Source organism: Mesorhizobium sp. WSM3224 (assembly GCF_000427725.1).
Lineage (GTDB): Bacteria > Pseudomonadota > Alphaproteobacteria > Rhizobiales > Rhizobiaceae > Mesorhizobium.
In genome coordinates this window covers 52,240-78,008 of the sequence record NZ_ATYO01000032.1, presented here as the reverse complement: position 1 = coordinate 78,008, position 25,769 = coordinate 52,240, and the positions used below count along the sequence as shown (strand labels likewise).

The 25,769-nt window shown below is 64.2% G+C and carries 28 protein-coding genes and 1 pseudogene; 18 read left to right on the top strand and 11 right to left on the bottom strand.

The window, feature by feature from the left end:
* Positions 1-271, top strand: a pseudogene (locus tag YU3_RS41395) (hypothetical protein); the annotation flags it as partial.
* Between the two features lie 157 nt (positions 272-428).
* On the opposite strand, the gene YU3_RS0130155 reads toward YU3_RS41395, so the two are convergent.
* The 4 genes from YU3_RS0130155 to YU3_RS0130140 form a co-directional block, all read right to left on the bottom strand.
* Positions 429-1,004 (bottom strand): GNAT family N-acetyltransferase, encoded by a 576-nt coding sequence (locus YU3_RS0130155; RefSeq protein WP_027169711.1) that lies wholly within the window; start codon positions 1,002-1,004, stop codon positions 429-431.
* 117 nt (positions 1,005-1,121) lie between these two features.
* Entirely contained in the window at positions 1,122-1,862 is a 741-nt protein-coding gene (locus tag YU3_RS0130150; RefSeq protein ID WP_027169710.1) for a Bax inhibitor-1/YccA family protein, read from the bottom strand.
* 241 nt (positions 1,863-2,103) lie between these two features.
* On the bottom strand, positions 2,104-4,644 hold the full coding sequence (locus YU3_RS0130145) for an ABC transporter permease (protein ID WP_036259888.1): 2,541 nt from the start codon (positions 4,642-4,644) through the stop codon (positions 2,104-2,106).
* Positions 4,644-5,342 carry an ABC transporter ATP-binding protein gene (locus tag YU3_RS0130140; protein WP_027169708.1) on the bottom strand — a complete coding sequence of 233 codons (699 nt, stop codon included), beginning with the start codon at positions 5,340-5,342 and terminating at the stop codon, positions 4,644-4,646. The genes YU3_RS0130145 and YU3_RS0130140 overlap by 1 nt, the downstream gene beginning before the upstream one ends.
* A gap of 81 nt (positions 5,343-5,423) precedes the next feature.
* Between YU3_RS0130140 and YU3_RS0130135 the strand changes: the two genes are divergently transcribed.
* Together YU3_RS0130135 and thpR are read left to right on the top strand one after the other, a co-directional pair.
* Positions 5,424-6,104: an arylesterase gene (locus tag YU3_RS0130135; RefSeq protein ID WP_027169707.1), complete on the top strand. Its 681-nt coding sequence runs from the start codon at positions 5,424-5,426 to the stop codon at positions 6,102-6,104.
* 135 nt (positions 6,105-6,239) lie between these two features.
* Positions 6,240-6,836 carry an RNA 2',3'-cyclic phosphodiesterase gene (thpR, locus tag YU3_RS0130130; RefSeq protein ID WP_027169706.1) on the top strand — a complete coding sequence of 199 codons (597 nt, stop codon included), beginning with the start codon at positions 6,240-6,242 and terminating at the stop codon, positions 6,834-6,836.
* On the opposite strand, the gene YU3_RS37775 is transcribed toward thpR, so the two are convergent.
* Entirely contained in the window at positions 6,740-7,258 is a 519-nt protein-coding gene (locus YU3_RS37775) for a low molecular weight protein-tyrosine-phosphatase (protein ID WP_036259885.1), read from the bottom strand. The two genes, thpR and YU3_RS37775, sit on opposite strands and share 97 nt — an antisense overlap.
* Before the next feature lie 48 nt (positions 7,259-7,306).
* On the opposite strand from YU3_RS37775, the gene YU3_RS0130120 reads away from it, so the two are divergent.
* The 3 genes from YU3_RS0130120 to YU3_RS0130110 all read left to right on the top strand — a co-directional run bounded on the left by YU3_RS0130120 (position 7,307) and on the right by YU3_RS0130110 (position 9,189).
* Positions 7,307-7,600 (top strand): 4a-hydroxytetrahydrobiopterin dehydratase, encoded by a 294-nt coding sequence (locus YU3_RS0130120; RefSeq protein WP_027169705.1) that lies wholly within the window; start codon positions 7,307-7,309, stop codon positions 7,598-7,600.
* Positions 7,601-7,987: 387 nt separating this feature from the next.
* A complete protein-coding gene (locus tag YU3_RS0130115; protein ID WP_027169704.1) occupies positions 7,988-8,350 on the top strand; it encodes a YkvA family protein in 363 nt (120 codons plus the stop codon).
* A gap of 332 nt (positions 8,351-8,682) precedes the next feature.
* Positions 8,683-9,189 carry an invasion associated locus B family protein gene (locus tag YU3_RS0130110; RefSeq protein WP_027169703.1) on the top strand — a complete coding sequence of 169 codons (507 nt, stop codon included), beginning with the start codon at positions 8,683-8,685 and terminating at the stop codon, positions 9,187-9,189.
* A 70-nt stretch (positions 9,190-9,259) separates the two neighbouring features.
* Here the strand turns inward: YU3_RS0130110 and YU3_RS0130105 are convergent, their stop codons facing one another.
* Positions 9,260-10,609 carry a chloride channel protein gene (locus YU3_RS0130105; RefSeq protein WP_027169702.1) on the bottom strand — a complete coding sequence of 450 codons (1,350 nt, stop codon included), beginning with the start codon at positions 10,607-10,609 and terminating at the stop codon, positions 9,260-9,262.
* 135 nt (positions 10,610-10,744) lie between these two features.
* Positions 10,745-11,044: a hypothetical protein gene (locus tag YU3_RS0130100; protein WP_027169701.1), complete on the bottom strand. Its 300-nt coding sequence runs from the start codon at positions 11,042-11,044 to the stop codon at positions 10,745-10,747.
* Between the two features lie 281 nt (positions 11,045-11,325).
* Between YU3_RS0130100 and YU3_RS37770 the strand changes: the two genes are divergently transcribed.
* The 3 genes from YU3_RS37770 (at position 11,326) to YU3_RS0130085 (ending at position 14,568) form a co-directional block, all read left to right on the top strand.
* Positions 11,326-12,786 (top strand): DHA2 family efflux MFS transporter permease subunit, encoded by a 1,461-nt coding sequence (locus YU3_RS37770; RefSeq protein ID WP_245273701.1) that lies wholly within the window; start codon positions 11,326-11,328, stop codon positions 12,784-12,786.
* A gap of 85 nt (positions 12,787-12,871) precedes the next feature.
* Positions 12,872-14,104 (top strand): 23S rRNA (adenine(2503)-C(2))-methyltransferase RlmN, encoded by a 1,233-nt coding sequence (gene rlmN / locus YU3_RS0130090; RefSeq protein WP_027169700.1) that lies wholly within the window; start codon positions 12,872-12,874, stop codon positions 14,102-14,104.
* Positions 14,101-14,568 (top strand): hypothetical protein, encoded by a 468-nt coding sequence (locus tag YU3_RS0130085; RefSeq protein ID WP_027169699.1) that lies wholly within the window; start codon positions 14,101-14,103, stop codon positions 14,566-14,568. The genes rlmN and YU3_RS0130085 overlap by 4 nt, the downstream gene beginning before the upstream one ends.
* 13 nt (positions 14,569-14,581) lie before the next feature.
* Here YU3_RS0130085 and YU3_RS0130080 read toward each other — a convergent pair whose 3' ends face one another.
* Positions 14,582-15,223 carry a LysE family translocator gene (locus YU3_RS0130080; protein WP_027169698.1) on the bottom strand — a complete coding sequence of 214 codons (642 nt, stop codon included), beginning with the start codon at positions 15,221-15,223 and terminating at the stop codon, positions 14,582-14,584.
* A 179-nt stretch (positions 15,224-15,402) separates the two neighbouring features.
* Between YU3_RS0130080 and YU3_RS0130075 the strand changes: the two genes are divergently transcribed.
* Both YU3_RS0130075 and YU3_RS37765 read left to right on the top strand, forming a co-directional pair.
* Positions 15,403-16,626 carry an argininosuccinate synthase gene (locus YU3_RS0130075; RefSeq protein WP_027169697.1) on the top strand — a complete coding sequence of 408 codons (1,224 nt, stop codon included), beginning with the start codon at positions 15,403-15,405 and terminating at the stop codon, positions 16,624-16,626.
* A 144-nt stretch (positions 16,627-16,770) separates the two neighbouring features.
* Entirely contained in the window at positions 16,771-17,358 is a 588-nt protein-coding gene (locus YU3_RS37765; protein ID WP_198021744.1) for a hypothetical protein, read from the top strand.
* Between the two features lie 81 nt (positions 17,359-17,439).
* Here YU3_RS37765 and YU3_RS0130065 read toward each other — a convergent pair whose 3' ends face one another.
* Positions 17,440-18,243: a lytic transglycosylase domain-containing protein gene (locus YU3_RS0130065; RefSeq protein WP_027169695.1), complete on the bottom strand. Its 804-nt coding sequence runs from the start codon at positions 18,241-18,243 to the stop codon at positions 17,440-17,442.
* A gap of 347 nt (positions 18,244-18,590) precedes the next feature.
* On the opposite strand from YU3_RS0130065, the gene YU3_RS0130060 reads away from it, so the two are divergent.
* Positions 18,591-19,688 carry a putative zinc-binding metallopeptidase gene (locus tag YU3_RS0130060; RefSeq protein ID WP_027169694.1) on the top strand — a complete coding sequence of 366 codons (1,098 nt, stop codon included), beginning with the start codon at positions 18,591-18,593 and terminating at the stop codon, positions 19,686-19,688.
* Positions 19,689-19,754: 66 nt separating this feature from the next.
* Positions 19,755-20,360, top strand: coding sequence for a DUF1236 domain-containing protein (locus YU3_RS0130055; protein WP_027169693.1), 606 nt, complete (start codon positions 19,755-19,757; stop codon positions 20,358-20,360).
* Positions 20,361-20,544: 184 nt separating this feature from the next.
* Here YU3_RS0130055 and YU3_RS0130050 read toward each other — a convergent pair whose 3' ends face one another.
* Positions 20,545-20,844, bottom strand: a complete 300-nt coding sequence (locus YU3_RS0130050) for a HigA family addiction module antitoxin (RefSeq protein WP_027169692.1) — start codon at positions 20,842-20,844, stop codon at positions 20,545-20,547.
* Positions 20,845-21,243: 399 nt separating this feature from the next.
* Here YU3_RS0130050 and YU3_RS0130045 point away from each other — a divergent pair, with 399 nt between their 5' ends.
* From YU3_RS0130045 to rpsP, 5 genes are all read left to right on the top strand, one after another.
* The gene (locus YU3_RS0130045) at positions 21,244-22,194 is read left to right on the top strand and encodes a CPBP family intramembrane glutamic endopeptidase (protein ID WP_027169691.1); all 951 of its coding nucleotides are present in this window, start codon (positions 21,244-21,246) and stop codon (positions 22,192-22,194) included.
* Positions 22,195-22,383: 189 nt separating this feature from the next.
* A complete protein-coding gene (locus YU3_RS0130040; RefSeq protein WP_027169690.1) occupies positions 22,384-22,569 on the top strand; it encodes a hypothetical protein in 186 nt (61 codons plus the stop codon).
* Positions 22,570-22,999: 430 nt separating this feature from the next.
* The gene (gene ffh / locus YU3_RS0130030) at positions 23,000-24,601 is read left to right on the top strand and encodes a signal recognition particle protein (protein WP_027169689.1); all 1,602 of its coding nucleotides are present in this window, start codon (positions 23,000-23,002) and stop codon (positions 24,599-24,601) included.
* Between the two features lie 25 nt (positions 24,602-24,626).
* Complete coding sequence (locus tag YU3_RS0130025) at positions 24,627-24,953, top strand: chorismate mutase (protein ID WP_027169688.1); 327 nt, start codon at positions 24,627-24,629, stop codon at positions 24,951-24,953.
* Positions 24,954-25,002: 49 nt separating this feature from the next.
* Positions 25,003-25,404 (top strand): 30S ribosomal protein S16, encoded by a 402-nt coding sequence (rpsP, locus tag YU3_RS0130020; RefSeq protein WP_027169687.1) that lies wholly within the window; start codon positions 25,003-25,005, stop codon positions 25,402-25,404.
* A 69-nt stretch (positions 25,405-25,473) separates the two neighbouring features.
* Here rpsP and YU3_RS0130015 read toward each other — a convergent pair whose 3' ends face one another.
* Positions 25,474-25,737: a YMGG-like glycine zipper-containing protein gene (locus tag YU3_RS0130015; protein ID WP_027169686.1), complete on the bottom strand. Its 264-nt coding sequence runs from the start codon at positions 25,735-25,737 to the stop codon at positions 25,474-25,476.
* Positions 25,738-25,769: the final 32 nt, after the last annotated feature.

Sequence of the window (25,769 nt, the reverse complement as noted above, 5' to 3'; positions counted from 1 at the left end):
TCTCGAGGACACCCACATCACCAATCCCGAGAAGCTCGCAAGCCTCATCGTCATCGTGATGCTCGCCATCACATGGGCCTACCGATGCGCCACCCAGACCATGGGCATGAAGGCCATACCCCGCAAAAGCCACGGCCGCCGCGAAAAATCCTGGTTCCGCATCGGTCTCGACGCACTCAGAGACTGGATCGTCAACTGCCCCAAAGCAGCCGCCCACGCGTGGCTCGAAAAACCACCCCGAAGATCGATGATAAGCTCAAAAAACGCCTGAGTCGTGTACCGTGAACGGATTCAGGCGACGCGCTTTAAGTCTTTGTTTTGATGTATGTCGTTGCCCCAGAACCGCTGCGCACTTCTGGGCGACATGCATTAGCGCCTGACGTAACTGCCGTCTTCTTTGTTCATCAGTTCTTCAATTCCTCAGTTCTTCAGTTCCTTTTCAGGCCCCTGAACGTCCGTTCCGGCAGCGAATCAGGATCGGGCGGTAATTCGGCGCCGCCATTCAGCGACAGCTGCATGAACACCGTGTCCAGCCAGCGCCCATGCTTGTAGCCCGACCCTTCCAGCCGCCCGGAGTGGCGGAAGCCGAGCTTCTCGTGCAGCCGCACCGAAGCGCTGTCCGCATGGCCGTCGCCGATGACAGCGATGATCTGGCGGAAGCCCGCCGAGCGTGCCGTCTCGATCAGCGCCTGCATCAGCAGCAAGCCCACGCCCTGACCCTTGGCCTCGGGCGCGACATAGACCGAATCCTCGATAACGAATCGGTAGGCGGGACGCGGCCGGAACGGTCCGGCATAGGCATAGCCGAGCACGGTGCCGTCCTTTTCCGCCACCAGATAGGGAAAGCCGCCGGCCGCTAGAGCGTCGAATCGATTGCCCATTTCGGCACGGCTAGGCGGCTTCAGCTCGTAGCTCGCGGTGCCGTGCGCGACCGCATCGGCGTAGATTTCCGTGATTCGGTCGAGGTCGGCCGCGGCGGCGGCTCTGATTGCAATAATGCTCATAATTTATGCAGGTCGTCTTCGTGCCTCGATAACAGCAGAGGCGTGCGCAAAAGGAAAGGGCGGCCGTTGGGCCGCCCTTCGCAAAGTCTATGGTCCAGTGAAACCGGGTAACTGCCTTTAGCGGCGGTCGCCCATGAACTGCAGCAGGAACATGAACAGGTTGATGAAGTCGAGATAGAGCCGCAGCGCGCCCATGATCGCCTTGCGGCCGGCGACGTCGGCGACGTCACCCTCGAAATACATCTCCTTGATCTTCTGCGTGTCGTAGGCGGTGAGGCCGGCGAACACCAGCACGCCGATCGCCGAGATGGCGAAGCCAAGCGCCGACGACTGCAGGAAGATGTTGATCAGCATCGCGATCAGCAGGCCGATCACGCCCATGATCAGGAACGAGCCGAACGCCGTCAGGTCGCGCCTCGTCGTATAGCCGTAGAGCGACAGGCCGCCAAAGGCCGCGGCCGTGGCGAAGAAGGTCTGGGTGATGCTGGTGCCGGTATAGACGAGGAAGATCGTCGACAACGACAGGCCGACAAGGCCGGCATAGACCCAGAACGTGGCCTGCGCCGCCCCTACGCTCATCGACTGGATACGGAACGACAGGAACATCACGGCAGCGAGCGGCGCCAGGATGACGATCCAGCGGAACGCACTTGCATAGATGAGCTGGCCGAATGCGGTCAGCTGGCCATCGCCCGTGACGGCGAGCTGAAAGGCACCCCAGGCGGCAAGGCCGGTTATGAGCAGGCCAAGCCCCATGAGGTTATAGACTTTGATCATATAGGCGCGCAGGCCCTGATCGATATCGACGCGCGCGCCGGGGGCGGCGGACGTCTGGTAGTTGCGAATGGGATCAGCCATTGGAAATCCTCTGTTGCTTCTGCCCCGTCCGGTGACAGGTCCGCTCGGAGCAACTCCCGGGACCAGGCGCCGCTGGCGGGGCTCCAGCATGCCTAGCGCGAAATATGATGGTTCTTGACGTCAAGAACAAGACGGTAACGGGCCGTAACGCTGCGTGAGAGCGCAAAAGGCCAGATTTCGGCGCCTCCGGAAGGCATTCTTACAAAGATTTAACCGGACCGGCGGCTCGAGACAGGGCGAGTCAGAGGTCGCGCAGCACTGGCGCGGCCTTGTGGCCGAGCACCCGCCAGGTGCCGGCAAGGCCGATGCCGACGGTGACCGCCAGTGAAACCAGGATCGTCGCCACCGCCACTTCCGGCATGAAATGCGACGGCAGTGTCATGATATGCGCCACCACGAACCAGGCGGCGATGCCGCCGGCGGCCAGCGCGAACAGCGCGGTGGCAAGCCCGATCAGCGCATATTCCAGCGAGAAGGCCGCAATCAGCGTCCGCCGGGTCGCGCCGAGCGTCTTCAGCACCACCGCGTCGTGGATGCGCGCCCGGTTGCCGGCGGCCAGCGCGCCGGAAAGCACCAATACCGAGGCGATCAGCGCCACGCCGGCGGCGGCGCGGATCGCCGTGCCGAGCTGGGCGACCAGCCGGTTGACGATGTCGAGCGCGTCCTTGACGCGGACCGTCGTCACCGCCGGAAAGGCGCGCGTCACGGCATTGAGCAGCCGCGCGTCGCCGACCGTGGTGGCTTGTCTGTCGGTCAGCGTCGCCAGCCAGCCATGCGGCGCCCCGGCAAAGCTGTTGGGAGAGAACACCATGACGAAGTTGATGCCCATCGTCTCCCATTGCACCTGGCGGAAATTGGCTATTCTTGCCGTCACGTTGCGGCCGAGCACGTTGACGGTCACGGTGTCGCCGAGCTTCAGCCCGATCGCCTTGCCCTCCTCGGCCGAGAACGACACCAGCGGCTCGCCGGAATAGTCCTGCGGCCACCACGCGCCTTCGGTCAGCGTCGCATTTTCCGGCTGCTTGGCGTCATAGGTCAGGCCGCGGTCGCCGCGCAGCACCCAGGCGCCGTCGGCCGGGGTCTTCACCTTGTCGACGTCGACGCCGTTGAGCGCCATGATGCGGCCGCGCAGCATCGGCACCTTGACCAGCGTTCCTCGAGGCGCCTCCTTGGCCACGAGGCCGGCGAAGGCGTCGACGTCGCTGCTCTGGATGTCGACGAAGAAGAAGTTCGGCGCCCGCTCCGGCAGGCTGCCGGAGATCTGCCGCCTGAGGTTCCCGTCGATCAGCGCCAGCGTCACCAGCAGCGTCAGCCCGAGGCCGAGCGACAGCACCACCGAAGGCGTCAGCGCGCCGGGCCGATGGATATTGCCGAGCGCGAGCCGCAGCGGAACCGAGCGCACGTGCGGGCTCTTGCTGGCGACCCATTGCACCAGCACCGCCACCAGCCGCAGCACCAGGAAGGCGAAGACCGTCGCCCCGACGAAGATCGAGGCGATGCGATAGTCGTTGGCCGAAAGGATCGCCAGCGCCGCCAGCGCGGCGACGATCGCGAGCGCGGCGCCGGCATAGGGCAGCCGCGGCAGGCCGCGGCTTTCGAACCCCATTTCGCGGAATAGCGCGGTTGCCGGCACGTCGCGGGCGCGGCCGAGCGGCAGCAGCGCGAATGCCAGCGTTACCAGCAGGCCGAACAGCGCCGCCATGGCCAGCGCGCCCGGATAGAAGCCGCCTTGCGCCGGCACGGGGATGACCGACTGCAAAAGCGCGCTCGCCACGAAAGGCATCGCCGCGCCCAGGATGAGCCCGAGCACGATGCCGAGACCCGCGATCAAAAGGATCTGCACCAGATAGACGGTGAAGACGAACCCGCCCGAGGCCCCGAGGCTCTTGAAGGTCGCGATGACGCCGCGCTTGCCGTCGAGATAGGCGCGCACGGCGTTCGCCACGCCGACGCCGCCGACCACCAGCGCCGTCAGCCCGACCAGGGTCAGGAACTGCGAGAAGCGCTCGATATTGGCGGAGAGCGCGGGGGCCGCGTTGCTGCGCGTGCGGATCGACCAGCCGGCCTGCGGAAAATCCTTCGCGGCTTGAGCCTGGATGTCCTTGATCCGCGCCTCGGAAGTGCCCTCGGGCAGCTTCACCTTATAGGCGTTCTCGACCAGGCTGCCTGGCTGCACCAGGCCGGATGCGGCAAGGCCCTCGCGCGAAATCATCAGCCGTGGCGCGAAACCGAAACCGTCCGACACCGCATCCGGCTCGCTGACCAGCCTGGCTCGCAACTCTAAAGTGGCGCTGCCGAGTTTGAGCCTGCCGCCGATATGAAGATTGAGCCGGTCGAACAACAGGTCGGGCGCGGCGGCGCCGAACACGCCGGACCTTTCGCCGAACAGTTGTTGCTTCGGCAGCGCCGGATCGGTTTCCAGCGCGCCGTAGAGCGGATAGGCATCGTCGATGGCCTTTGCCTCGACCAGCGCCTGGTCCGAGCCGTCCTCCAGCCGCGCCATCGAGCGCATGCCGGAATTCTGCGAGACCGTGCCGAGGCTTTTGATGAAACCGAGCTCGGCGTCTGAAGCGCTGCGCTGGTTGACCTGGAAGCGCAGGTCGCCGCCAAGCAGCGTCTGGCCTTGATTGGCGACGCCGGTGGAGATCGCCTGCGCCACTGAATTGACGCCGCCGATCGCCGCGACGCCGAGCGCGATGCAGGCAAGGAAGATCATGAAGCCGGACAGGCCGCCGCGCATCTCGCGCAGCGAGAAGCGGATTGCGAGCTTCAATGTCCGCATCAGGCGGGCACCTTCACCGGCTTCGGCGCTTCCTCGATCCGCCCCGAGCGCATCGAGACCTGGCGCGCGCAGCGCGCGGCAAGCGCCGGATCATGCGTGACCAGCACCAGCGTCATGCCGCGTTCCGCCGCCTTGGCGAACAGAAGGTCGGCAATCTGCTTTCCCGTTGCCTGGTCGAGATTGCCGGTCGGCTCGTCGGCGATGAGGATGCGCGGCGACGGCGCCAGCGCCCGGGCGATCGCCACGCGCTGCTGCTCGCCGCCGGAGAGCTCGCCGGGATAGTGCGTTACGCGGTAGCTCAAGCCGACCGCCGCGAGCTCCTGCGCCGCCACCCCGAACGGATCGGCATGGCCGGCAAGCTCCAGCGGCACAGCGACATTTTCGAGCGCCGTCATGTTGGGAATGAGATGGAAGGACTGGAAGACGATGCCGATGTTTCGCCCCCGAAACGATGCAATCTGATCCTCGCTTTTGCCGTTGAGCAATTCACCGGCGATTCGCACTGTTCCCGAGTCGACCCTTTCCAGTCCGGCCAGAACCATCAGCAAGGTGGACTTGCCGGAGCCCGAAGGACCGATGATGCCGGTTGCCGCGCCGGCCAACACATCGAGGCTGACGCCCTTCAGCACATGGACGGAAGACGCACCCTCGCCGAGCGTCAGCGATACGTCTCTCAGCGCGATGACGGTTTCTGTCACAATGAAAGCGCCCTATATGTGAAAAAGGAGACGGCCGGAGTCTCCTTGCTTGGATTGTTTCGGTCATATGGGGCTCGCCGCATGGCTTTCAAACACCGTTTTGCCGCAGCCCCCGCCCTTTTCGTGGCCCCAGTCCTTTTTTCAGCCCTCATTCTTTTCCTTGTCGTTTGCGGCGCGGTTTCGCCGGCGCGCGCAGACACCTTCACCATCGTCGGCTTCGGCGACAGCCTGACGGCGGGCTACGGCCTTGGTCCGGGCCAGGGCTTCACCGACAGGCTGCAGGCAGCCTTGAGAGCGAAAGGCCTCGACGTCACCGTCGCCAATGCCGGCGTCTCCGGCGACACCACGAGCGGCGGGCTGTCGCGGCTCGACTGGTCGGTGCCGGACGGCACCAGGCTCGTCATCCTCGAGCTCGGCGCCAACGACATGCTGCGCGGCGTCGCTCCCGACATCGCCGAGAACAACCTCGACGCCATGCTGGCAAAGCTGAAGCAGCGCAACATCCCGGCGCTGCTCGCCGGCATGCGCGCCGCGCCCAATCTCGGCGCCGACTACCAGAAGACCTTCGACACCATCTACCCGAGGCTTGCCGCTAAATATGCCGTTCCGCTCTATCCGTTCTTTCTCGACGGCGTCTCCGGCCACCCCGACCTGCAGCTGGAGGACGGCCTGCATCCCAATCCGAAGGGCGTCGACGTGATCGTCGAGCGCATCCTTCCCGTGGTCGAAAAGGCGATCGCCGACAATAGAGGTCCGTCATGAGGGGCGGCGCGTCGTGAGTCCAAAACGCCTCGGTTTCCGCTGGGGAAACTTTGTGGACAACAAACCTCTTGCCCCGCGTCTATATCGATGATTCGCTAGGGACGAGAGTTTCGATTCGAGGACAGGAGGCTTCACATGCCACGTCTTTTCACCGCCCTCGAAATTCCGCGTGACGCCGCCCTCTCTCTATCCCTGCTCCGCGGCGGGCTGCCCGGAGCGCGCTGGATCGATGTCGAAAACTACCATCTGACGCTGCGCTTCATCGGCGACGTCGAGGGCCATGTCGCGGACGAGATCGCCAACGCCCTTGACCGGGTGCACCGTCCCTCTTTCCAGATGACGCTCTGCGGCGTCGGCGCCTTCGGCGGCAAGAAGCCGCATGCGGTGTGGGCCGGCGTGTCGGCCTCGCCGGACCTGACGGGGCTCCAGGGCGAGATCGACCGCATCTGCCAGCGGCTCGGACTTCCTGTCGATCCGCGCAAATTCTCGCCGCACGTGACGCTGGCGCGACTGCGCAACGGGAGCCCGCTCGACGTCGCGCAATATCTGTCGGCGCGCGGCAATTTTTCGGCGCTGCCCTTCCGCGTCGGCCGCTTCGTGCTGATGTCGTCGCGCGATTCGGTCGGCGGCGGCCCCTATATCGTCGAGGAGGCCTGGCCGCTGCTCGGCGCCGACGCGCCGGCAGCGAGGCGCGTGGCCAGCGCCTCCGACGCCCCGCGGATCATGCGGTAGACCGAAGCGAAGGCCTCGGCGCCGTCATAATAGGGATCCGGCACGTCCGCGGCATTTCCCGTCGCGAAGTCCAGATAGAGATGGACCCGGTCGCGCGCGGCCGGCGGCGCCAGCGCCTTGAGGTCATGCACATTCGCTTTGTCCATGCCGAGGATCAGGTCGAAGCGCGAAAAATCCTCCGGCAGCACCTTGCGCGCCCTCTGTCCGGAAATGTCGACGCCGTGCTGCGCGGCAACCGCGATCGAGCGCGGGTCGGGAGCGGAGCCGATTTCCCAGCCGCTGGTCGCCGCCGAATCGAGCACGATATCGCCGGCAATTCCGCGTTCCGCCAGAACGGCGCCCAAGACGCCTTCAGCCAAAGGCGATCGGCAGATGTTGCCGAGGCAGACAAACAGAATGGAATTTATGGGCTTTGCGCTCATCGATCCGGCGTTATGGTTGGGAACGTCGAAATATCACAGGGATCAAACATGAACAGGGAAAAACTGAACAAGGACGCGATCACGGCCGCGCTCGCCGAACTCGACGGCTGGTCGCTTGCCGCCGACGACGCGTCCATCAAGCGCAGCTTCGTCTTCAAGAATTTCTCCGAGGCCTTCGCCTTCATGACGCGCGTGGCTCTGGCCGCCGAGAAGATGGACCACCACCCTGACTGGTCGAATGTCTACAAGACCGTCGACGTGACACTGAACACGCATGACGCCGGCGGCGTCACCGCGCTCGACATCGAGCTCGCCAAGCGGATGAACCGGTATTTTGGTTAGAGTCGGGGAAACAGCTGCGCCGCGGCGCAGAGAAGGAGCGAGACCCGCTGGGATGGGATGAAAGACGGAAATATTGTGACGCCGCGTTCCTTCACACCCCCCTCTGTCCTGCCGGACATCTCCCCCGCAAGGGGGGAGATCGGACGTCCCCGCGGCTTTCGCTAATCGCCAGCGTTGCAGGATCGAGCGGGGCGCCAAAGCTGCCAATCTCCCCCCTTGCGGGGGAGATGCCCGGCAGGGCAGAGGGGGGTGCTGTCCCTCCAGCGCTTCGGATTTCTGAACCAATGCCGCGGCGTGAAGTCACCAACTCTTGTAGCGGCCCTCCCCTTTCACCACATCTTCCGGCGGGTCGGCACGCAGGGGTTGCGCGCGGCCAAGGAGCGATTGATGGCGCAAGGTACCGGTTTTGATTTCTTCGGCTTCGGCGACAAGCTCGCCGGCGAAGGCGAGGTGCGCGAGAAATTCTGGCGCACCGCCAAGAAGGCGGCCCGGCAGATCCCGTTCATGGACGAGGTCGTCGCCGCCTATTATTGCGCCCTGGACAAGGACACGCCGCTGCGCGCCAAGGCGATCCTGCTCGGCGCGCTCGGCTATTTCGTCCTGCCGTTCGATTTCATCCCCGACTTCGTCGTCGGCTTCGGCTTCACCGACGATCTTGCCGTGCTGACCGCCGCGATCACCGCCGTCAGCGCCCATATCACGCCTGCCCACAGGCAGGCCGCCAGGGACGCGCTGGCCGACAGGAGCTGACCTAATGCATGTCGCCCAGAAGTGCGCAGCGGTTCTGGGACGACGACATGCACAGACAAGGACTTACAGCGCGGCGCGCTTTTAGACTTCGCCTCACAAATCAGCGCGTGCGAAAAGACAAACTGTTGCCGTTTTCGTGGCATCCAACTCCGCGCCGGGACGTCGCGCCAGCCGCTTTCAACGGTGGCGGCGCGAATGGTGGCGGTTTCCTGGGGTGAGTTCCTTTTCTTCGAGGACAATTCACCGTTTGGTAACCCTGATTAAATCAAAATGAAGCGACGGCAGGACGCCAGGCGGCCCGCCTCCGCACCATTTGGAATACGGGAAGAACGATGCGCGGATTGATTGCTACAGTTTCCAGCCTGGTCCTGGTGGCCGCCTTCGCGGCGCCGGCGCTGGCGCAGCAGGCGACCAAGATCGGCCAGCACAACGCCTGGGGCACCTACAGCTATCAGTCGCAGGCAGGTAAGGTCTGCTATGTGCTGACCGTGCCGACGGACAAGCAGCCGAAGACGCTCGACCATGGCGACATGTTCTTCTTCGTCAGCCAGCGGCCCGGGCAGCAGGTCTCCTACGAGCCGCAGTTCATCGCCGGCTACACCTTCCAGGAAGGCTCGAAGGCCACCGTCACCATCGACAAGAAGTCGTTCTCGATGTTCACCCGCGGCAAGTCGGCCTGGGTCGAGAACGCCGCGGAAGAGCCGGTGCTGATCGCCGCCATGAAGACCGGCACCGACATGAAGGTGCAGGCCAAGTCCGGCCGCGGCAACCCCACCTCCTATGTCTTCTCGCTGAAGGGCATCTCGGCCGCGCTGGCCTCGATCGCCAAGTGTAAGTAGGCCAATCGGCATCGGGATCTGACGCAAGGCCGGACATTGAAGTCCGGCCTTTTTTGATCAGGTGGCGCGTTCAACCCTGCGCGGGGATCGTCTCTGCCCGCCGCCGCCGGATCGCCTCGGCAATGAACACCCGCGACAGCGCGTGGTAGAGCGGCTCATGCGAGATCAGCCGAGCCGTGCCATAACCCAGCATCGAAGCGCACATCAGCGCGATGACATTGTCGTGGTTGCCGGTCATTTCGAGGATGATGACGAAGGCCGTCATCGGCGCCTGCACGACGCCGGCAAAATAGCCGGCCATGCCGAGCAGCGCCGCCGTGCCGGCGGCCGTGCCGAAGATCAGGCCGAGCGTGCTGCCGAGGCCGGCGCCCACCGCCAGCGACGGCGCGAAGATGCCGCCTGGAATGCCGGACACCATCGACAGCAGGCCGGCGGCGAATTTTTCGACGAAGAAGAAGGCCGGCAGCGGCGCGCCTTCGATCGCGCCGCGGGCCTGGGTATAGCCGGTGCCAAAGGTCAACCCTCCGGAGGCAATGCCGATCGCGGCCACGGCTAGCCCGCAGACAGCAGCCACGACCAGCGTGCGCGGCAGCGGCTGCAACGCGTTCCAGCGCCGGATACGCCGCATGACTTTCAGCGCGAGCAGCGAGAACAACGCGCCGACACCGCCGCCGATGATGCCGCAGGCGAGCACCAGCGGCCAGTCGGTCGCGAAGGCGACGGTGTCCTTGGCGACGCCGAAATAGGTGTAGTTGCCAAGCAACCCCAGCGAGGCAAGGCCGGCCAGGATCACCGCCGTCAGCACCAGGCCATTGGTGCGCGATTCATAAGCGCGGCCCATCTCCTCGATGGCAAAGACGATACCGGCAAGCGGCGTGTTGAAGGCGGCGGCTATGCCGGCGGCGGAACCAGCCAGGATCAGGCCGCGCGCCTGCACCATGCCGCCCCAGCGCGCCGCCTGCAGCATCACGGAGGCGCCGACCTGGACCGTCGGCCCCTCGCGGCCGATGGAGGCGCCGCAGGCGAGACCGACGATGGTGAGCGCGATCTTGCCTACCACCAGCTTGAGCGACAGGATGTGGCTGCGGTCGTCCTCGTCACGCAGATGCCGCGCCGCGATCGCCTGCGGAATGCCGCTGCCTTGCGATCCCGGGAAGAAGGAATGCGCGAGCCAGGCGCAAAAGACAAAACCGAGCGGCGTCAAGATCAGCGGCAGATAGAAGCGCCAGCCGCCGCCATTGCCGGTCATGGCATGGAAGAGTGTCTGCGCACGGTCGGCGAGCAACGCGAACAGAACGCTGATCAGGCCGATCGAAATGGCCCCGGCCCAGAAGACGAGACGCGGCTGCCAGACGCGCCGCGACACCCACATCGCCTGCGAGCGCCGCAGCATACGGTATTTTCGGGATATGCTGGCCATGTTCGCCCTCGTGATGGAGCCCAGCCCTAGCACAGGCTGAAGGTCGATCAAGACCGCGAGGGCGCGGTCGCGCATTCACTCGGATTGCCCGCCGGCTCCGCGCCGGCGGGAATGTCAGGCGAGCAAGGTTCGAACTTACATCGCCATTTTTTCACATTCGGCCTGCGCCTTCTTGGTCGACGTGTCGATCATGAAGGCTTTGCCCTTGGCGTCGGTCATCATCATCATGCAGTGCTTGATCGGCTTGGCCATCTTCATCATCTCGGCGCTCATCTTGGCGTCCGGCATCATGGTGCCCATGTGGCCGTCCGGCATGATCGCGGTCACCTGGCCGCCTTTCATCATAGTCATGCTGCCCATCGTGTCTTCGGCAAAGGCCTGCGAGGCGAAAAGGCCGACGAGGCCGGCAATAAGTACGAACTTGATTGAGTGCATCTGACAACTCCCATTGTTGGCGGGCATGGTCGCCCTCTTCAGGTTCGCCGACGCGCTTCGATTGGTTACGTCAACACGAATATGTGATCGGCTTCGAAGGACGGCCGGTCGCGTTCGACCGCCGGGAGGGCAAGGGGTCAAAATTTGTTGACCTGCGTTGCAGTAGAATTAGCCGCCGCTTCCTCCTAAAGGGCATAAGACGGCGCCGGCAGGTCAGCGTGCTTGACGCTCGGCCCACGCTGATCACCACAAGCGCCTGCATGACGGAATTGGCCGGATCCTTGGAACAGCCTCTCTTTGCGACCGAGCGTGACCCGCGACTCAAGCTGATCATCCCGTCGATCGTCGCCATCGCCTTCCTGATGGAGCAGCTCGATTCCACCATTCTCACCACTGCTATCCCTTCCATCGCGCAAAGCCTCGACACGACCCCGGTCCGGCTCAACCTGGCGATCACCACCTACATCCTGACCTTGGCGGTGTTCATTCCCGTCAGCGGCTGGTTCGCCGACCGGTTCGGCGCCCGCAAGATCTTCGCGCTGGCGCTCTTCATCTTCACCCTCGGTTCGGTCCTGTGCGGCGCGGCGGACAGCGTCGGTATGCTTTTGGCCATGCGCGCGCTGCAGGGGCTGGGCGGCGCCATGATGACGCCAGTCGGGCGGCTGATCCTGCTGCGCTCCTTTCCGCGCAGCGGGCTGATCACCGCCATGACCTACACGACCTTGCCGGCGATCATTGGGCCCGTCATCGGGCCGCTGCTCGGCGGCCTCCTGACCACCTATGCCTCCTGGCGCTGGATCTTCTACGTCAACGTGCCGTTCGGCCTGCTCGGTATTTTCGCCGCCTTGCGCTTCGTCGACGATTTCCACGGCGAGGAAGCGCAGCCTTTCGATTTCGCCGGCTTCCTGATGGTGGGAGCCGGCGCGGCGCTGCTTCAGTTCGGCCTGGAGAATATCGGCCGTCCGGCGATTTCGTCGCTGGCGACCGTGCTGGTGCTGGTCGCGTCGGTCCTGCTGCTGCTCGCCTTCGGCCGCTATGCGCGCCGCGTCGCGGCGCCCGCCGTGGATCTGACGCTGTTTCGCTTCCGCTCCTTCTGGGTCGGCACGCTGGCCGGCGGCCTGTGCCGCATCGGCCTCAACGGCGCGCCGTTCCTGTTGCCGCTGATGCTGCAGGTCGGCTTCGGCATGAGCCCAGTCACCTCCGGCTCGCTGACCTTCGTCGGCAGCTTCGGGGCTCTGCTGATGCGGCCGCTGCTGTCGTTTTTCTTGCGGCGCTTCGGCTTCAAGGCCGTGCTGACCGGCAGCGCAGTGGTCGGCTCGATGGCGGTGGCAGGCTTTGCCCTGCTCGATGCCGACACCCCGCATTGGGCGATCGGCCTCTATGTCTTCTTCTTCGGCATCGTCCGCTCGGCGCAGTTCATGTCCTCCAACACGCTGTCCTATGCCGACCTGCCGGCCGAGAAACTCAGCCGCGCCACCAGCCTCGGCGGCGTCCTGCAGCAGCTCAGCGTTTCGCTCGGCGTCTCGATCGCCGCCATGGTGCTCGGCCTGGTCTCAGGTGAGGTGCATGCGCCGACGGCGGACCAGTTCCACTGGGCCTTCCTGCTGACGGCGGTCATCCCGCTGCTTCCCATTCCCGGGTTCTTCTTCCTGCACCCGGAAGACGGCCAGCAGGTCAGCGGCCATCGCCGCAAGGTGGATGCCGTCGCCGACGCAACGCCCGTGAACCCGCCAGGCGCATGACTCCGGCGCCAAGCTGTGCTAAGCGCCGCGCTTCCTGTTCAGCCGATGCTGAAATCGGCCGCAAATCGCTTATATTGGCGCCACCATGACCGTTTCGCTTGATCTTACCGCCGAAGGCGCCCGTGACGCCTTGCGCCGCACGGCGCCAACCGAGAAGCCGTCGCTGATCGGCCTGACCCGCGCCGAGCTCGGCGCCGCTCTCGTCGAGGCAGGCATCGTGCCCGAGCGCCAGGCCAAAATGCGCGCCCAGCAGCTCTGGCACTGGATGTATGTGCGCGGCGTCTGCGACTTCGCGCATATGTTCAACATCTCCAAGGACTTGCGCGCCGAGCTCGACAAGCACTTCACGGTCGCGCGGCCGGAAATCGTCGAGGAGCAGATCTCTGCCGACGGCACGCGCAAATGGCTGTTCCGCTTTCCGCCGCGCGGCGCCGGCCGCCCGGTCGAGATCGAGACCGTCTACATCCCCGAGGAAGGCCGCGGCACGCTCTGCATCTCCTCGCAGGTCGGCTGCACGCTGACCTGCTCCTTCTGCCACACCGGCACGCAGAAGCTGGTGCGCAACCTCACCGCCGAGGAGATCCTGGCGCAGTTGCTGACCGCGCGCGACCGTCTCGGCGACTTCCCCGACCGCGACACGCCGGACGGCGCCATCGTGCCGGCCGAGGGCCGCAAGGTGTCCAACATCGTCATGATGGGCATGGGCGAGCCGCTCTATAATTTCGAGGCGGTGAAGAAGGCGCTGCTGATCGCTTCCGACGGCGACGGACTTTCCCTGTCGAAGCGCCGCATCACGCTTTCCACCTCCGGCGTCGTGCCGGAGATTTTCCGCACCGGCGAGGAGATCGGCGTCATGCTGGCGATCTCGCTGCACGCCACCAATGACGATCTGCGCGACCTGCTTGTGCCGATCAACAAGAAGTTCCCGCTGAAGGACCTCATCGCCGCCTGCAAGGCCTATCCGGGCCTCTCCAATGCCAAGCGCATCACCTTCGAATATGTGATGCTGAAGGACGTCAACGATTCCCTCGAGGACGCCAAGGCGCTGGTGAAGCTGCTCAAGGGCATTCCGGCCAAGATCAACCTGATCCCGTTCAACCCCTGGCCCGGCACCAACTACCAGTGCTCGGACTGGGAGACGATCGAGAAATTTGCCGATTACATAAACAATGCCGGCTACGCCTCGCCGATCCGCACGCCGCGCGGCCGCGACATCCTCGCCGCCTGCGGCCAACTCAAGTCGGATTCGGAGCGCATGCGCAAGGTCGACCGCCTGGCGCTCGAGGCCATGATGATCGCAGGGCACGGCGAGGCGTGAGGCGGATCATCGCCTATCTCTTCCGCTTCGCCGTCATCCTGGTCGGCTATGTCGTCGGCTCGCTGGCGGCGAGCGCCTTCCTCAACGTCCTGGTCCTGGCGCATCTGGGCTACACGCCCGCCGATCCGGAGCCGACGGCGACCGCCTCGCTCTATTTCTCGGTGCCTTTCGTGGCGCTGTTCGTAGCCTATTTCGCCTTCATGCCGGCGGCGGTCGTCATTTTGATCGCCGAAGTGCTCGGCCGGCGCGACTGGCTGTTCTACGCGCTCGGCGGCGCCGTCATCGCCGTCGTTTTCCTCGGCTTCGTGCATAGTGTGGGCGACGCCAATTTCGATGTCACCGCGACCAACGCCAGATTGGCCGTGATCGGCGCCGGCATGGTCGGCGGCATCTTCTACTGGCTCTCCGCCGGCCGCTGGGCCGGAAGCTGGCGCCGCGAGGCCTTGCCCGATTCCGAACCCTGAACCCGGGCGTTGCCTACTTCGCCTGCGCCGTCAGGATCTTGAGCGCGAAGGCCGAGAACACGCCGGCGAACAGATAGTCGACCGCGCGTGTGACGCGCGGGCTTGCCTTCATTGCCACCGAGAACTTTTCCGCCGCCAGCACCATCGGCACCGTCACGGGGATCGACAGCACGACGAACATCATGCCGAGGAAGAACAGCTTGCCCGACGCGTTGGGATCGTGTGCCGAGACGAATTGCGGCAGGAAGGTCATGAAGAACAGGATGATCTTGGGGTTGAGCAGATTGACGCCGAGCCCGGCCGCCCAGCTGCGGAACAGCGAGACTTGCGGTCCCGTCCTCTTTTCCGGCGAGAAGGCCGAGCCCTTCGTCACCGCCTGGAAGGCCAGGAACACCAGATAGCCGGCGCCGAAGATCTTCAGGACGAAGAAGGCCATCGGCGAAGCGACGATCAGCGCCGAGATGCCGACCACCACCAGCGTGGTGTGGATCAACGTGCCGGTGAGCGCGCCGGCCATCGAGGCGAAACCGGTGGCGCGGCCCTGGCTCAGCGTGCGCGAGACGAACAGCGTCATATCCGGCCCCGGCGTGATCGCCAGGATGACGGTGGCAATGGCGAACTGGATAAGGGTCGAAGTGTCGGGAATGAAGGACATTGGCCGCCTCGGAATGGATCGCGCAGCCTATAGCGCGGCTATTTTTGCGTCGCCAGCGTCTGCTCAGGCAAACATCTGGCCCAGCCTGTGCGGTTGCCAGGCGGCTGTTCGTCTCTTGCGCCGCCGGGAAAGGCCGTGATACCTCGCCCGCGAAGCTATTTTCCCGCGGAACCGCCAAAATGTCCAAGACCAAGACCGTCAAGAAAGTCGTGCTCGCCTATTCCGGCGGCCTCGACACCTCGATCATCCTGAAATGGCTGCAGACCGAGCTCGGCGCCGAAGTCGTCACCTTCACCGCCGATCTCGGCCAGGGTGGCGAGCTTGAGCCGGCGCGGCGCAAGGCCGAGATGATGGGCATCAAGGACATCCGCATTGTCGACGTGCGCGAGGAGTTCGTCGCCGACTTCGTCTTCCCGATGTTCCGCGCCAATGCCGTCTATGAAGGCACCTATCTGCTCGGCACCTCGATCGCGCGGCCGCTGATCTCCAAGCACCTGGTCGAGATCGCCAGGGAGACCGGCGCCGACGCGATTGCGCATGGCGCCACCGGCAAGGGCAACGACCAGGTGCGCTTCGAGCTTTCGGCCTATGCGCTGAACCCCGACATCAAGGTCATCGCCCCGTGGCGCGACTGGTCGTTCAAGTCGCGCACCGATCTGCTGAACTTCGCCGAGCAGCACCAGATCCCGGTGCCGAAGGACAAGCGCGGCGACGCGCCCTTCTCGGTCGACGCCAACCTCCTGCACTCCTCTTCCGAGGGCAAGGTGCTGGAGGATCCGTGGAGCGAGCCGCCGGAATTCGTCCATCAGCGCACCGTTTCGCCGATGGACGCGCCCGACGTCGTCACCGAGATCGAGATCGAATTCCTCAAGGGCGATCCGATCGCGCTCAACGGCAAGAAACTGTCGCCGGCCACCATGCTTGCGGCGCTCAACGACCTCGGCCGCGACAACGGCATCGGCCGCCTCGACCTTGTCGAGAACCGGTTCGTCGGCATGAAATCGCGGGGTGTGTACGAAACCCCTGGCGGCACCATCCTGATCGCCGCGCATCGGGCGATCGAATCGATCACGCTCGACCGGGGTGCCGCGCACCTCAAGGACGAGTTGATGCCGCGCTATGCCGAGCTGATCTACAACGGCTTCTGGTTCGCCCCCGAGCGCGTGATGCTGCAGGCGATGATCGACAAGAGCCAGGAAGATGTCGAAGGCACGGTGCGGCTGAAGCTCTACAAGGGCAACGTCATGGTCACCGGCCGCAAGTCGAAGAAGACGCTTTATTCCGATGCGCTCGTCACCTTCGAGGACGATCGCGGCGCCTACGACCAGAAGGACGCGGAAGGTTTTATCCGCCTCAACGGGTTGCGGCTCAGGACGCTGGCCGCGCGCAACCGCAAGCACTAATATTTGGCCGATACAGCAGCGATCAAACGACCCGGCGGAAACGCCGGGTTTTTATTTCAGTACGCTAATATATGACATGTTGGCCCAACGCCCGTTGTCTTGACCTGTTCGCAGTATCGGCTACTTTGTTTGCGGGATGGGGGCTTGGATTTGCACAATCGAATTTTCTTGCTGTTGACCGCAGCAGTGGTCGCAATCGGATGTCAGGCGGCGACAGCGGCAACGAAGCCGCCCGAACCAGAGATGGCCAAATGTGTCGCCTCGGCTCGCGTATGGGACCTTACGTTCAAGCATCAACTCGCCTCATTCATGGGCGTGTCATTGGACCGCATGCCGGCGCTTTTTTGTCAGCGCATTTTCGAAGGCGTGCGGACCGGGCGTATCAGCTTCTCGGACATAAACGCCATTCAGCTCAACCAGCCGACCGAGATTTGGAGCGTCATCAAGGGCAAGTCCAAGGCAGCTGCGGTAACGCAATCCCCGCCGCCGCGGTCGTCCAACTTCCGCAACTGCCCCGGTATTGACGGCACCTTCCAAGTCCCGGTTTCCCAAAAATGCCCGTTGAGTGGCTACGCGCATGGCGACCAACCGACAAAGATGGACACCAAGCGTAGCTTAAAACCGGCCTCAGCGCCGCGGTCGACTAAGTTCCGTAACTGCACCGGTATTGACGGCGCCTTTCAGGTTCCCATTGCCCAGAATTGCCCATTGAGCGGCTACGCACATTATTGAGAGTGATCGGCCTGGCAATCAAACCCCATCCGAGAACAAAAAAGCCCGGCACAAGCCGGGCTCCGAAATCGAGGTCTTCAATCAATCTGCGTCGATCGCCTCGGCGATCTGGGCGATGGCCTGCTGATAGACGCTGGCCGAGTTCCAGCCGGCGATCGCACCCATATTTGCCTCGGCGCCGGCACCCGCCCGCCAGCCATGCGCCTTGAGGTAGTTGGCTGTCGATGCGAGCGCCGTGTTGCGGTCGCGCAGGTTTCCGCTGCCGACGCCATATTTCTCGACGTTTCCAGGCAGGAACTGGGTGTGGCCGATCTCGCCATGCATGGCGCCGACCGAGGAAGCGCTCAGCGCGCCGCGATCGACCAGCTTGAGCGCGGCGATGGCATGCGGAGTGAAATAGTCCGGGCGGCGGCAGTCATAGGCCAGCGTGAGGATGGCGGAGACCGTGTTTTGATTGCCCATGGAGGCGCCGAAGCCTGTTTCCATGCCCCAGATGGCGAGCAGCACGCCAGGCGGCACGCCATAGGTCCGCTCGATATTGGCGAACATCGCCGCGTTGGCCTTCTTCAGCGCACGGCCCCTCGAAATGATGGCGGAGGCGCCGCGACGCTTCATGAATGCCTCCACCGAGCCGCTGAAAGCCTTGTGGATGGCGCGGTCGGCAGAGATCGTCCTTGTCGCGTAGGTTGCCCCGGCCAGTGCCGACAAGCCCTTTTGGCCGACGCCATTGGCCTTGGCCTCGGCGGCAAAGCCCTGCTTCCAGGCCTCGAAGCCGGCGCCGTTCTTGCCACAGCTGGCCGCGGCCTCGGCGCCCGTCGCCAGCCCAAGCATCGCCACCACCGCCGCGGCGGTCACGAAAATCCTTCTTTTGGCAAAAAATGCCATGTCCTTCTCCTGGTTGCCTGAATCAACGTCCCGGTTGCGAATTTGCCAGCGAAACGTCCGGTTGTCACCGCCTTCACGGGGGACGTGACACCCGACACTGGCGAAAGAAGGGCAAACTGCCTACGATCAGGCATCAGGTGTGGCGGGCTTGCCTCATGAAAGACGTTGATGCCGTGATCACTGGCGCCGGTTCTGCGGGACTTGCCGCGGCAAAGGCGCTTAGAGCGGCAGAGCTTTTGGGCGTGCAAGGCTGCCGGTCATTGCCAGCTTGCGACGAAGTAGCATCGGAACGCCGGGAGACGGCCCGCGTTTGAACGAAGCCCGCCACTGCCGCTGTTGGAAACAAGATGAAGCTGTTCGACTGTCCAAACTGCGGCCACCGCCTTTATTTCGAGAATGCCCAGTGCCTGAGCTGTTCCAGCCTGGTGCTTTACGATCCGGACGAAGCGCGTTTCCTGCTTGCGGGCGCCGGCGGCGTTTTTGAATGCGGCAATGCCGACGAATGCGCATGCAACTGGCGTGCCGAGCCGGATCACGTCTTCTGTCGCGCCTGCGCGCTCAACCAGCTGATCCCGGACCTGTCGGTCGACGGCAACCGGCGGCGCTGGATCCGTGTCGAGGCAGCCAAGAAGCGCGCTATCTATTCGCTGCTCGGCTTCGGCCTTCCAGTCGCGCCTAAAACCGGTCCCGACGACGAGACCGGGCTTGCCTTCGATTTCCTCGCCGACCCGATCGGCGCCGGTCCGGGCGGTGAACGCATCCTGACCGGGCACGACAACGGCCTGATCACGCTCAACGTCGCCGAGGCCGATTCCGCCGAACGCGAACGGCGACGCGTCGAGATGGGCGAGAACTACCGCACCTTGCTCGGCCATTTCCGCCACGAGTTCGGTCATTACTATTGGGACCGGCTTATCCGTGACGATGCCGGGCGCCTTTCGACCTTCCGCGCGCTGTTCGGCGACGAGCGGGCCGATTATGAGCAGGCCCTGAAGACTTACTATGCCGACGGCGCGCCGCCGGACTGGCAGCAGCGCCACATCTCGGCCTATGCCACATCCCATCCATGGGAGGACTGGGCCGAGACCTGGGCGCACCATCTCCACATTACCGACACGCTGGAGATGGTGCACGCGCTGAATTTCCCGCTCGGCCGTCTGGAGACCGTGGATGCGCAAGCTGTGCCGCGCGGCGACACCGGCGGACATTTCCAGCCGGCCCCTGCCGACCCCGTTCCGGTGCCGGAACCATTCGGGAAAATCCTCGCGCGCTGGCTGGTGCTGTCGGAGGCCTCCAACTCGATCAACCGCTGCATGGGCCTGCCGGACCTCTACCCCTTCGTGATTTCCGATGTGACGGCGCAAAAACTGACCTTCGTGCACGACCTTTTGACCGGCACGCCGAAAGAGCGTGGAACAATTCGTGAGCAGGCAAAGGCGCCTTAGCCGGAACGCATAAGCCTCTTTTTCGTTTTCGAGCCCGAGGGAGCGTTGAAAACGGAGAGAAAAACCATGAAACGCGTATTGTTTCCGGCGCTTGCCGGTGCGCTGCTCACTATCTCGGGCGCCGCTTTCGCCGACACTGCCGTTTCGGCGGTGGCTGATCTCAATGTGCGCGCCGGCCCCGGCCCGCAATACCCCGTCATTGGCGTGCTGGCGGCTGGCCAGTCGGCAACGCTCACCGGCTGCATCGAGAACAGCAAATGGTGCACGATCGCCGAGGCCGGCGGCAACGGCTGGGTCTATTCGGACTATGTGACGGGCGACTTCGGCGGCAGCCGGGTTGTCGTGACGCGCCGGCCGGCCGATGCCGGCATTGCCGTCGTGGCGCCGCCGACCGACGACGTCTACACCACCGACACCTACACCGGCGCAATCGTTTCCGGCGACGACGCCATCGAACCGATCGTCAGGCCGCCGGCCGAGGTCGGCACCTATGTCACCACGCACCGGGTCGATCCGGTCTATCTCGACGGCGAGGTGGTGACGGGCGCGACGCTGCCCGACACGGTCGAGCTGCGCGAAATCCCCGACTACAACTATCGTTATGTCTATGTGAACAACCAGCCGGCGCTGGTCGATCCGAGCACGCGGCGCATCGTCTATGTGATGCGCTGACCAAGCTAATGCATGTCGCCCAAAAGTGCGCAGCGGTTTTGGGAGAACGACATACATCAAAACAAAGGCTTAAAGCGCGTCGCCTGAACCCGTTTCGACGCGACGCGCTTTAAATTGCTGCGAAAAAGAGCGGCTGCCAGCGATGGCGGCCGTTTGTTTGCTTGCTCCGCTGATCGAATCGAAGTCAGGCAGCTTGCATCTGTTCAATCGAGGCGATTTCGGCCTTCTTTGCCTCGCCTTCCACGGCAAGGTCGTAACTGGCCTGCATGTTCATCCAGAACCGTGGTGTGGTGCCGAAGAACCTGGCAAGGCGGAGCGCCGTATCTGGTGTTACGGGCGTGGTTTCGCCCACCAGGCGCTCGATTCGCGTGCGGGGGACATGCAGCTTCTTGGCTAGCGTATCTGGTTTCAGTCCAAGCGGGACCAGATACTCCTCACGAAGGATTTCGCCCGGATGGATCGGCGGGAAGATGCTGGCAGCCATCTTCATTTCCCTTCTGGTTGCGGGCACAGGCCCCAACTTCGTCATTCCAGGGCGAAGCAGGAGCGAAGCTCCGTCGCGAAGACCCTGGAATCCATTCCGTTACATCGACCGAAGAGTGCAGCGGTGCAGAATTCTGGCTCGTTGCGCCGCCTCGAAGTCACGGAATGGATCCTCGGGTCTGCGCGCGTCGCTTCGCTCCTTGCTTCGCCCGTGGATGACGACGCGATAGCCGTTCCAGCTCGTCTCCAATCGTGACAGCGGGTCACGTCGTTCGATAGCATCTTTCAAGGTTCTTTGCACTGGAAGCGACCCAATTCAGCTGCTAGTCCCGCCGGGTAATCGTGCGGTAACCGGCGATCTCCTAGATTGCATGGCCAAGCGTTCGGCAGGGGAAGCCGTGTGACGATCGAAAATGCCGCCTTCGAGCGCTACCGCTGCTCGCCGAACGAGAAGACCACCTTGCCGCGCCTGCTGTTCGGGACGGCAATCGTCATTGTCTTCTGGATGGCCGCGACGGCCGTGGTGCTGTTTGCCGGCACCTATGTCTACATCGTCTGGCGTCTGCCTGGCCCCTCGACCGGGCAATACATGCAGGACTTCCTGGCATCGCCGGTCGGCATCCTGAGCGCCCTGACCTCCTTCGCCGGCATCTGGATCGGGCTGTGGGTGGCGGTGCGCTTCGTGCATGGCGAGCCGCTGTCAGCTCTTTTCGGCGTCAGCCGCCGTGTCGCGGGCGGAGATTTCCTCAAGGGCCTGGTCGCGGTGCTGATCACCTCGCTGTTCTCCGAGGTCCTGCTCTACTGGCTGCAGCCGGAGATCGCGCGCGGACCGATCGCCTTGTCGTCCTGGCTGCTCTTCCTTGTCCCGATCGTGCTGCTCGCCTTCCTGCAGACCTCGTCGGAAGAAATGCTGTTTCGCGGCTATCTGCTGCGCGCCCTCGCCTATCGTTTCAAAAGCCCACTGATCTGGGCGGTGCTGCCGGGCCTGCTGTTTACCTCGCTGCATTGGAGCTCGGCCTCGACACTGGCCATCAATGCCTGCGTCCTGGTCTCGATCGGCGCCTTCGCACTGCTGCTCACGTTGCTGGTCCATGTCACCGGCAATCTCGGCGCCGGCCTCGGCGCCCATCTCGGCAACAATCTGACCGGCTTCCTGCTGATCTCGCATCAGGAGAGCTACAATTCCTTTGCCTTGCTCAACGCCAAGCCGCTCGAAGGTCCCGGCTGGACGAATTGGGACGCCGTTCTTATCGCCGCGATCGGCATCGTCAGCACGCTTTTGACGATGCTGCTGCTTTTGCATCGGCGTTCGCCGCTGAGGGTCGGGGCGAGCATGCAAAGCCTGGGGTGAACCGCCTCAAATCGCGGCTTTTGGCCTGGATTTGCTTATGCATGTCGTTGCCGCAAAACCGCTGCGCACTTTTGCGCGACATGCGGTAGTGTCTCAGTTTGAAATTTGACGGGCTGCTCTCCGCCGCCGCCCGACTGTCGCATGACCAGCCGAACTCCTATATGCTTAGCGGAAAGCACGGGAGCGCCGATGCCCTTCACTGTCATCTGGTATGGAAGAAGTGGCATCGTCGACAAGATGAGCTTCGACGCCGAGAAGGCCGCAAGAGACTATGCGATGTCCATGTTCCAGACCCGAAAGGGCGATGATGGGATTGTGGCCGTTGAAGTTCGCAAGGACAACGGCGCTGTAGTGTTCAGCCACTCGGAGAATTAGGAATGCCACCGGACCTAAAGGACAGAAGCGCCCCGCCGACGTGATCGGCAACGCCGTCCGCGTCATGCGCATCGCCACCGGCGAGGAAGCCGACGAAGCGCCCGACGACGTCAAGAATGCCGCCGCCAAAGAACTTGGTTCGACGGGCTGAGACACTACCCGACATGCATTAGCCTTGACTCTGCGGCCAATTTCCTGTCTAGAGCCGCTGAATTCCGCGACGAGTTTTCTTTCGCGAAAGCCGACCAGGACGCCGAAGCCTCTTCGAGGCCAGTGCTGTAAATCGATCCTGGAGGCCAACACCCGGCAGCGCGATGCGCCCCCGGGTGCTTTTTGGCTTTGCGCTTTTGCTTGGACCGGCTTGTGCTTGGACACTTGGCGCGAACGCATTACCTCTCGGGTCGAACGAACCGAGATCGAAGGAAGCAGAATGTTTGAATCCCTTCAGGAGCGTCTTGGCTCCATCTTGAACGGCCTGACTGGCCGCGGCGCGCTGTCCGAGGCGGATGTCTCGGCGGCTTTGCGCGAGGTGCGCCGCGCGCTGCTCGAGGCCGACGTCGCGCTGGAGGTGGTGCGTTCCTTCACCGACAAGGTGCGCGAGAAGGCGGTCGGCGCGGCAGTGCTCAAGTCGATCAAGCCCGGACAGATGGTCGTCAAGATCGTCCATGACGAGCTCGTCGACATGCTCGGCGCCGAAGGCGTGGCCATCGACCTCAACGCGCCGGCGCCCGTCGTCGTCATGATGGTCGGCCTGCAGGGCTCCGGCAAGACGACGACCTCGGCCAAGATCGCCAAGCGCCTGACCGAGCGCCAGAACAAGAAGGTCCTGATGGCCTCGCTCGACACGCGGCGTCCCGCCGCGCAGGAGCAGCTGCGCCAGCTCGGCGAGCAGACCAAGGTCGCCACGCTGCCGATCATCGCCGGCCAGAGCCCGGTCGACATCGCCAAGCGCGCCGTGCAGGCGGCCAGGCTCGGCGGCCATGACGTCGTCATCCTCGACACCGCCGGCCGCACCCATATCGACGAGCCGCTGATGGTCGAGATGGCCGACATCAAGAAGGTGTCGGGCCCGCATGAAATCCTGCTGGTCGCCGATTCGCTGACCGGCCAGGACGCCGTCAACCTTGCCAAGAGCTTCGACGAACGCGTCGGCATCACCGGCCTGGTGCTCACCCGCATGGATGGCGACGGCCGCGGCGGCGCGGCGCTTTCGATGCGCGCCGTCACCGGCAAGCCGATCAAGCTCATCGGCACCGGCGAAAAGATGGATGGGCTGGAGGAATTCCACCCCAAGCGCATCGCCGACCGCATCCTGGGCATGGGCGACATCGTCAGCCTTGTCGAGAAGGCCGCCGAGAACATCGACGCCGAGCAGGCGGCGGCGATGGCCAAGAAGATGCAGTCGGGCAAGTTCGATCTGAACGACCTCGCCCAGCAGCTTCAGCAGATGTCGAAAATGGGCGGCATGGGCGGCATCATGGGCATGATGCCCGGCATGGGCAAGATGAAGGACCAGCTCGCCGCCGCCGGCCTCGACGACAAGATGTTCGGCCGCCAGCTCGCCATCATCTCCTCGATGACCAAGGCCGAGCGCGCCAATCCCGATATCCTGAAGCACTCGCGCAAGAAGCGCATCGCCGCCGGCTCCGGCACCGACGCGGCCGAGATCAACAAGCTGCTCAAGATGCATCGCGGCATGGCCGACATGATGAAGGCGATGGGCGGCAAGGGCAAAGGCGGCGGGCTCATGCGCGGCATGATGGGCGGCCTCGCCTCGAAGATGGGCCTTGGCGGCATGATGCCGGGGGGCCCTGGGGGTATGATGGGAGGCGGCATGCCTGACCTCTCCAAGATGGATCCCAAGCAGCTCGAAGCCCTGCAGAAGCAGGCGCAGGCCGCCGGTCTCGGCAAGGGCCTGCCGGGCGGCTTGCCCGGTGGACTTCCCGGCGGCGGACTGCCGGGCCTGCCCGGCGGCATGAAGCTTCCTGGCCTGGGCGGTGGCGGGCTGCCCGGTTTGGGCAAGAAGAAATGATGGGCACGAAGAAAAGAGGGGGGCGATGAACGAGGAGAAAGACATGGCCGACGCACGCGCCATCCTGGCTGGCTACCGCGCTTCGATCGACAACATCGACGCCGCCCTCATCCATATGCTGGCCGAACGCTTCCGCTGCACCAAGGCGGTCGGGGTGCTGAAGGCCGAGCATGGCCTGCCGCCGGCCGACCCGGCGCGCGAGCAGCAGCAGATCGCCCGGCTTCGCCAACTGGCGAAGGATGCGAACCTCGATCCCGATTTCGCGGAGAAATTCCTCAACTTCGTCGTCCGCGAAGTGATCCGTCACCACGAACAGATCGCCGCCAACAACGGCGTGACGAAAACCGGTTGAAGTCCAACCAACAGCAATCAAACGAAATCAGAGCTTTTAGGAGAAAACAATGGCACTGAAGATCAGACTGGCCCGTGCGGGCTCGAAGAAGCGTCCTTACTATCACGTCGTCGTCGCCGACGCCCGTTCGCCGCGCGACGGCCGTTTCATCGAGTCGCTCGGCTCGTGGAATCCGCTGCTGCCGAAGGACGGCGAGCGCATCAAGGTCGATGCCGACCGCGTCAAGCATTGGCTGTCGCATGGCGCCCAGCCGACCGACCGTGTGCTGCGCTTCCTCGACGAGGCCGGCCTTGCCAAGCGCGAGGCTCGCTCGAACCCGAACAAGGCCCTGCCAGGCAAGAAGGCGCAGGAGCGCGCCGCGTTGCTGAAGAAGGCCCAGGAAGACGCGGCCGCCGCTGCCGCCGCGGCGACCGCCGCGCCGGCTGAGGCTGAAGCCGCTACCGCCGAGTAATCATCGTCCTTTTCGCATAGGGAACGGCGGGCCATGTGCCCGCCGTTTTTCTTTGGCCGGCCTGTTGCCTCAGTAGCCGGACGGGCAGCGCGCCACATAAACGCGCCCGTAGCGGTCGCGATAGCGGCACTGGCCGCTTTCGCTGGCATGGCCGATCAGCGCGCCGGCCACCGCGCCGACGGCGCCGCCGACGACCGCGCCCTGCACCGGATCGCCGGCCACCGCGGCACCGACTGCCGCGCCGCCCAGGCCGCCAACGGCCGCGCCTTTCTCCGTTTGCGAGCAGGCGCCGAGAGCCATCGTCAGCACCAGGATGGTAATTGCTTTCTTCATTGTTGGTCCTCTCTCACGCGGATCGCCGTCCT

Bases quoted from the DNA above. Each gene is read 5' to 3' on its own strand.
- YU3_RS0130155 (WP_027169711.1), bottom strand. From the start codon at position 1,004: ATGAGCATTATTGCAATCAGAGCCGCCGCCGCGGCCGACCTCGACCGA.
- YU3_RS0130150 (WP_027169710.1), bottom strand. From the start codon at position 1,862: ATGGCTGATCCCATTCGCAACTACCAGACGTCCGCCGCCCCCGGCGCG.
- YU3_RS0130145 (WP_036259888.1), bottom strand. From the start codon at position 4,644: ATGCGGACATTGAAGCTCGCAATCCGCTTCTCGCTGCGCGAGATGCGC.
- YU3_RS0130135 (WP_027169707.1), top strand. From the start codon at position 5,424: ATGGCTTTCAAACACCGTTTTGCCGCAGCCCCCGCCCTTTTCGTGGCC.
- thpR (WP_027169706.1), top strand. From the start codon at position 6,240: ATGCCACGTCTTTTCACCGCCCTCGAAATTCCGCGTGACGCCGCCCTC.
- YU3_RS37775 (WP_036259885.1), bottom strand. From the start codon at position 7,258: ATGAGCGCAAAGCCCATAAATTCCATTCTGTTTGTCTGCCTCGGCAAC.
- YU3_RS0130120 (WP_027169705.1), top strand. From the start codon at position 7,307: ATGAACAGGGAAAAACTGAACAAGGACGCGATCACGGCCGCGCTCGCC.
- YU3_RS0130115 (WP_027169704.1), top strand. From the start codon at position 7,988: ATGGCGCAAGGTACCGGTTTTGATTTCTTCGGCTTCGGCGACAAGCTC.
- YU3_RS0130110 (WP_027169703.1), top strand. From the start codon at position 8,683: ATGCGCGGATTGATTGCTACAGTTTCCAGCCTGGTCCTGGTGGCCGCC.
- YU3_RS0130105 (WP_027169702.1), bottom strand. From the start codon at position 10,609: ATGGCCAGCATATCCCGAAAATACCGTATGCTGCGGCGCTCGCAGGCG.
- YU3_RS0130100 (WP_027169701.1), bottom strand. From the start codon at position 11,044: ATGCACTCAATCAAGTTCGTACTTATTGCCGGCCTCGTCGGCCTTTTC.
- rlmN (WP_027169700.1), top strand. From the start codon at position 12,872: ATGACCGTTTCGCTTGATCTTACCGCCGAAGGCGCCCGTGACGCCTTG.
- YU3_RS0130080 (WP_027169698.1), bottom strand. From the start codon at position 15,223: ATGTCCTTCATTCCCGACACTTCGACCCTTATCCAGTTCGCCATTGCC.
- YU3_RS0130075 (WP_027169697.1), top strand. From the start codon at position 15,403: ATGTCCAAGACCAAGACCGTCAAGAAAGTCGTGCTCGCCTATTCCGGC.
- YU3_RS0130065 (WP_027169695.1), bottom strand. From the start codon at position 18,243: ATGGCATTTTTTGCCAAAAGAAGGATTTTCGTGACCGCCGCGGCGGTG.
- YU3_RS0130060 (WP_027169694.1), top strand. From the start codon at position 18,591: ATGAAGCTGTTCGACTGTCCAAACTGCGGCCACCGCCTTTATTTCGAG.
- YU3_RS0130055 (WP_027169693.1), top strand. From the start codon at position 19,755: ATGAAACGCGTATTGTTTCCGGCGCTTGCCGGTGCGCTGCTCACTATC.
- YU3_RS0130050 (WP_027169692.1), bottom strand. From the start codon at position 20,844: ATGGCTGCCAGCATCTTCCCGCCGATCCATCCGGGCGAAATCCTTCGT.
- YU3_RS0130040 (WP_027169690.1), top strand. From the start codon at position 22,384: ATGCCCTTCACTGTCATCTGGTATGGAAGAAGTGGCATCGTCGACAAG.
- ffh (WP_027169689.1), top strand. From the start codon at position 23,000: ATGTTTGAATCCCTTCAGGAGCGTCTTGGCTCCATCTTGAACGGCCTG.
- YU3_RS0130025 (WP_027169688.1), top strand. From the start codon at position 24,627: ATGAACGAGGAGAAAGACATGGCCGACGCACGCGCCATCCTGGCTGGC.
- rpsP (WP_027169687.1), top strand. From the start codon at position 25,003: ATGGCACTGAAGATCAGACTGGCCCGTGCGGGCTCGAAGAAGCGTCCT.
- YU3_RS0130015 (WP_027169686.1), bottom strand. From the start codon at position 25,737: ATGAAGAAAGCAATTACCATCCTGGTGCTGACGATGGCTCTCGGCGCC.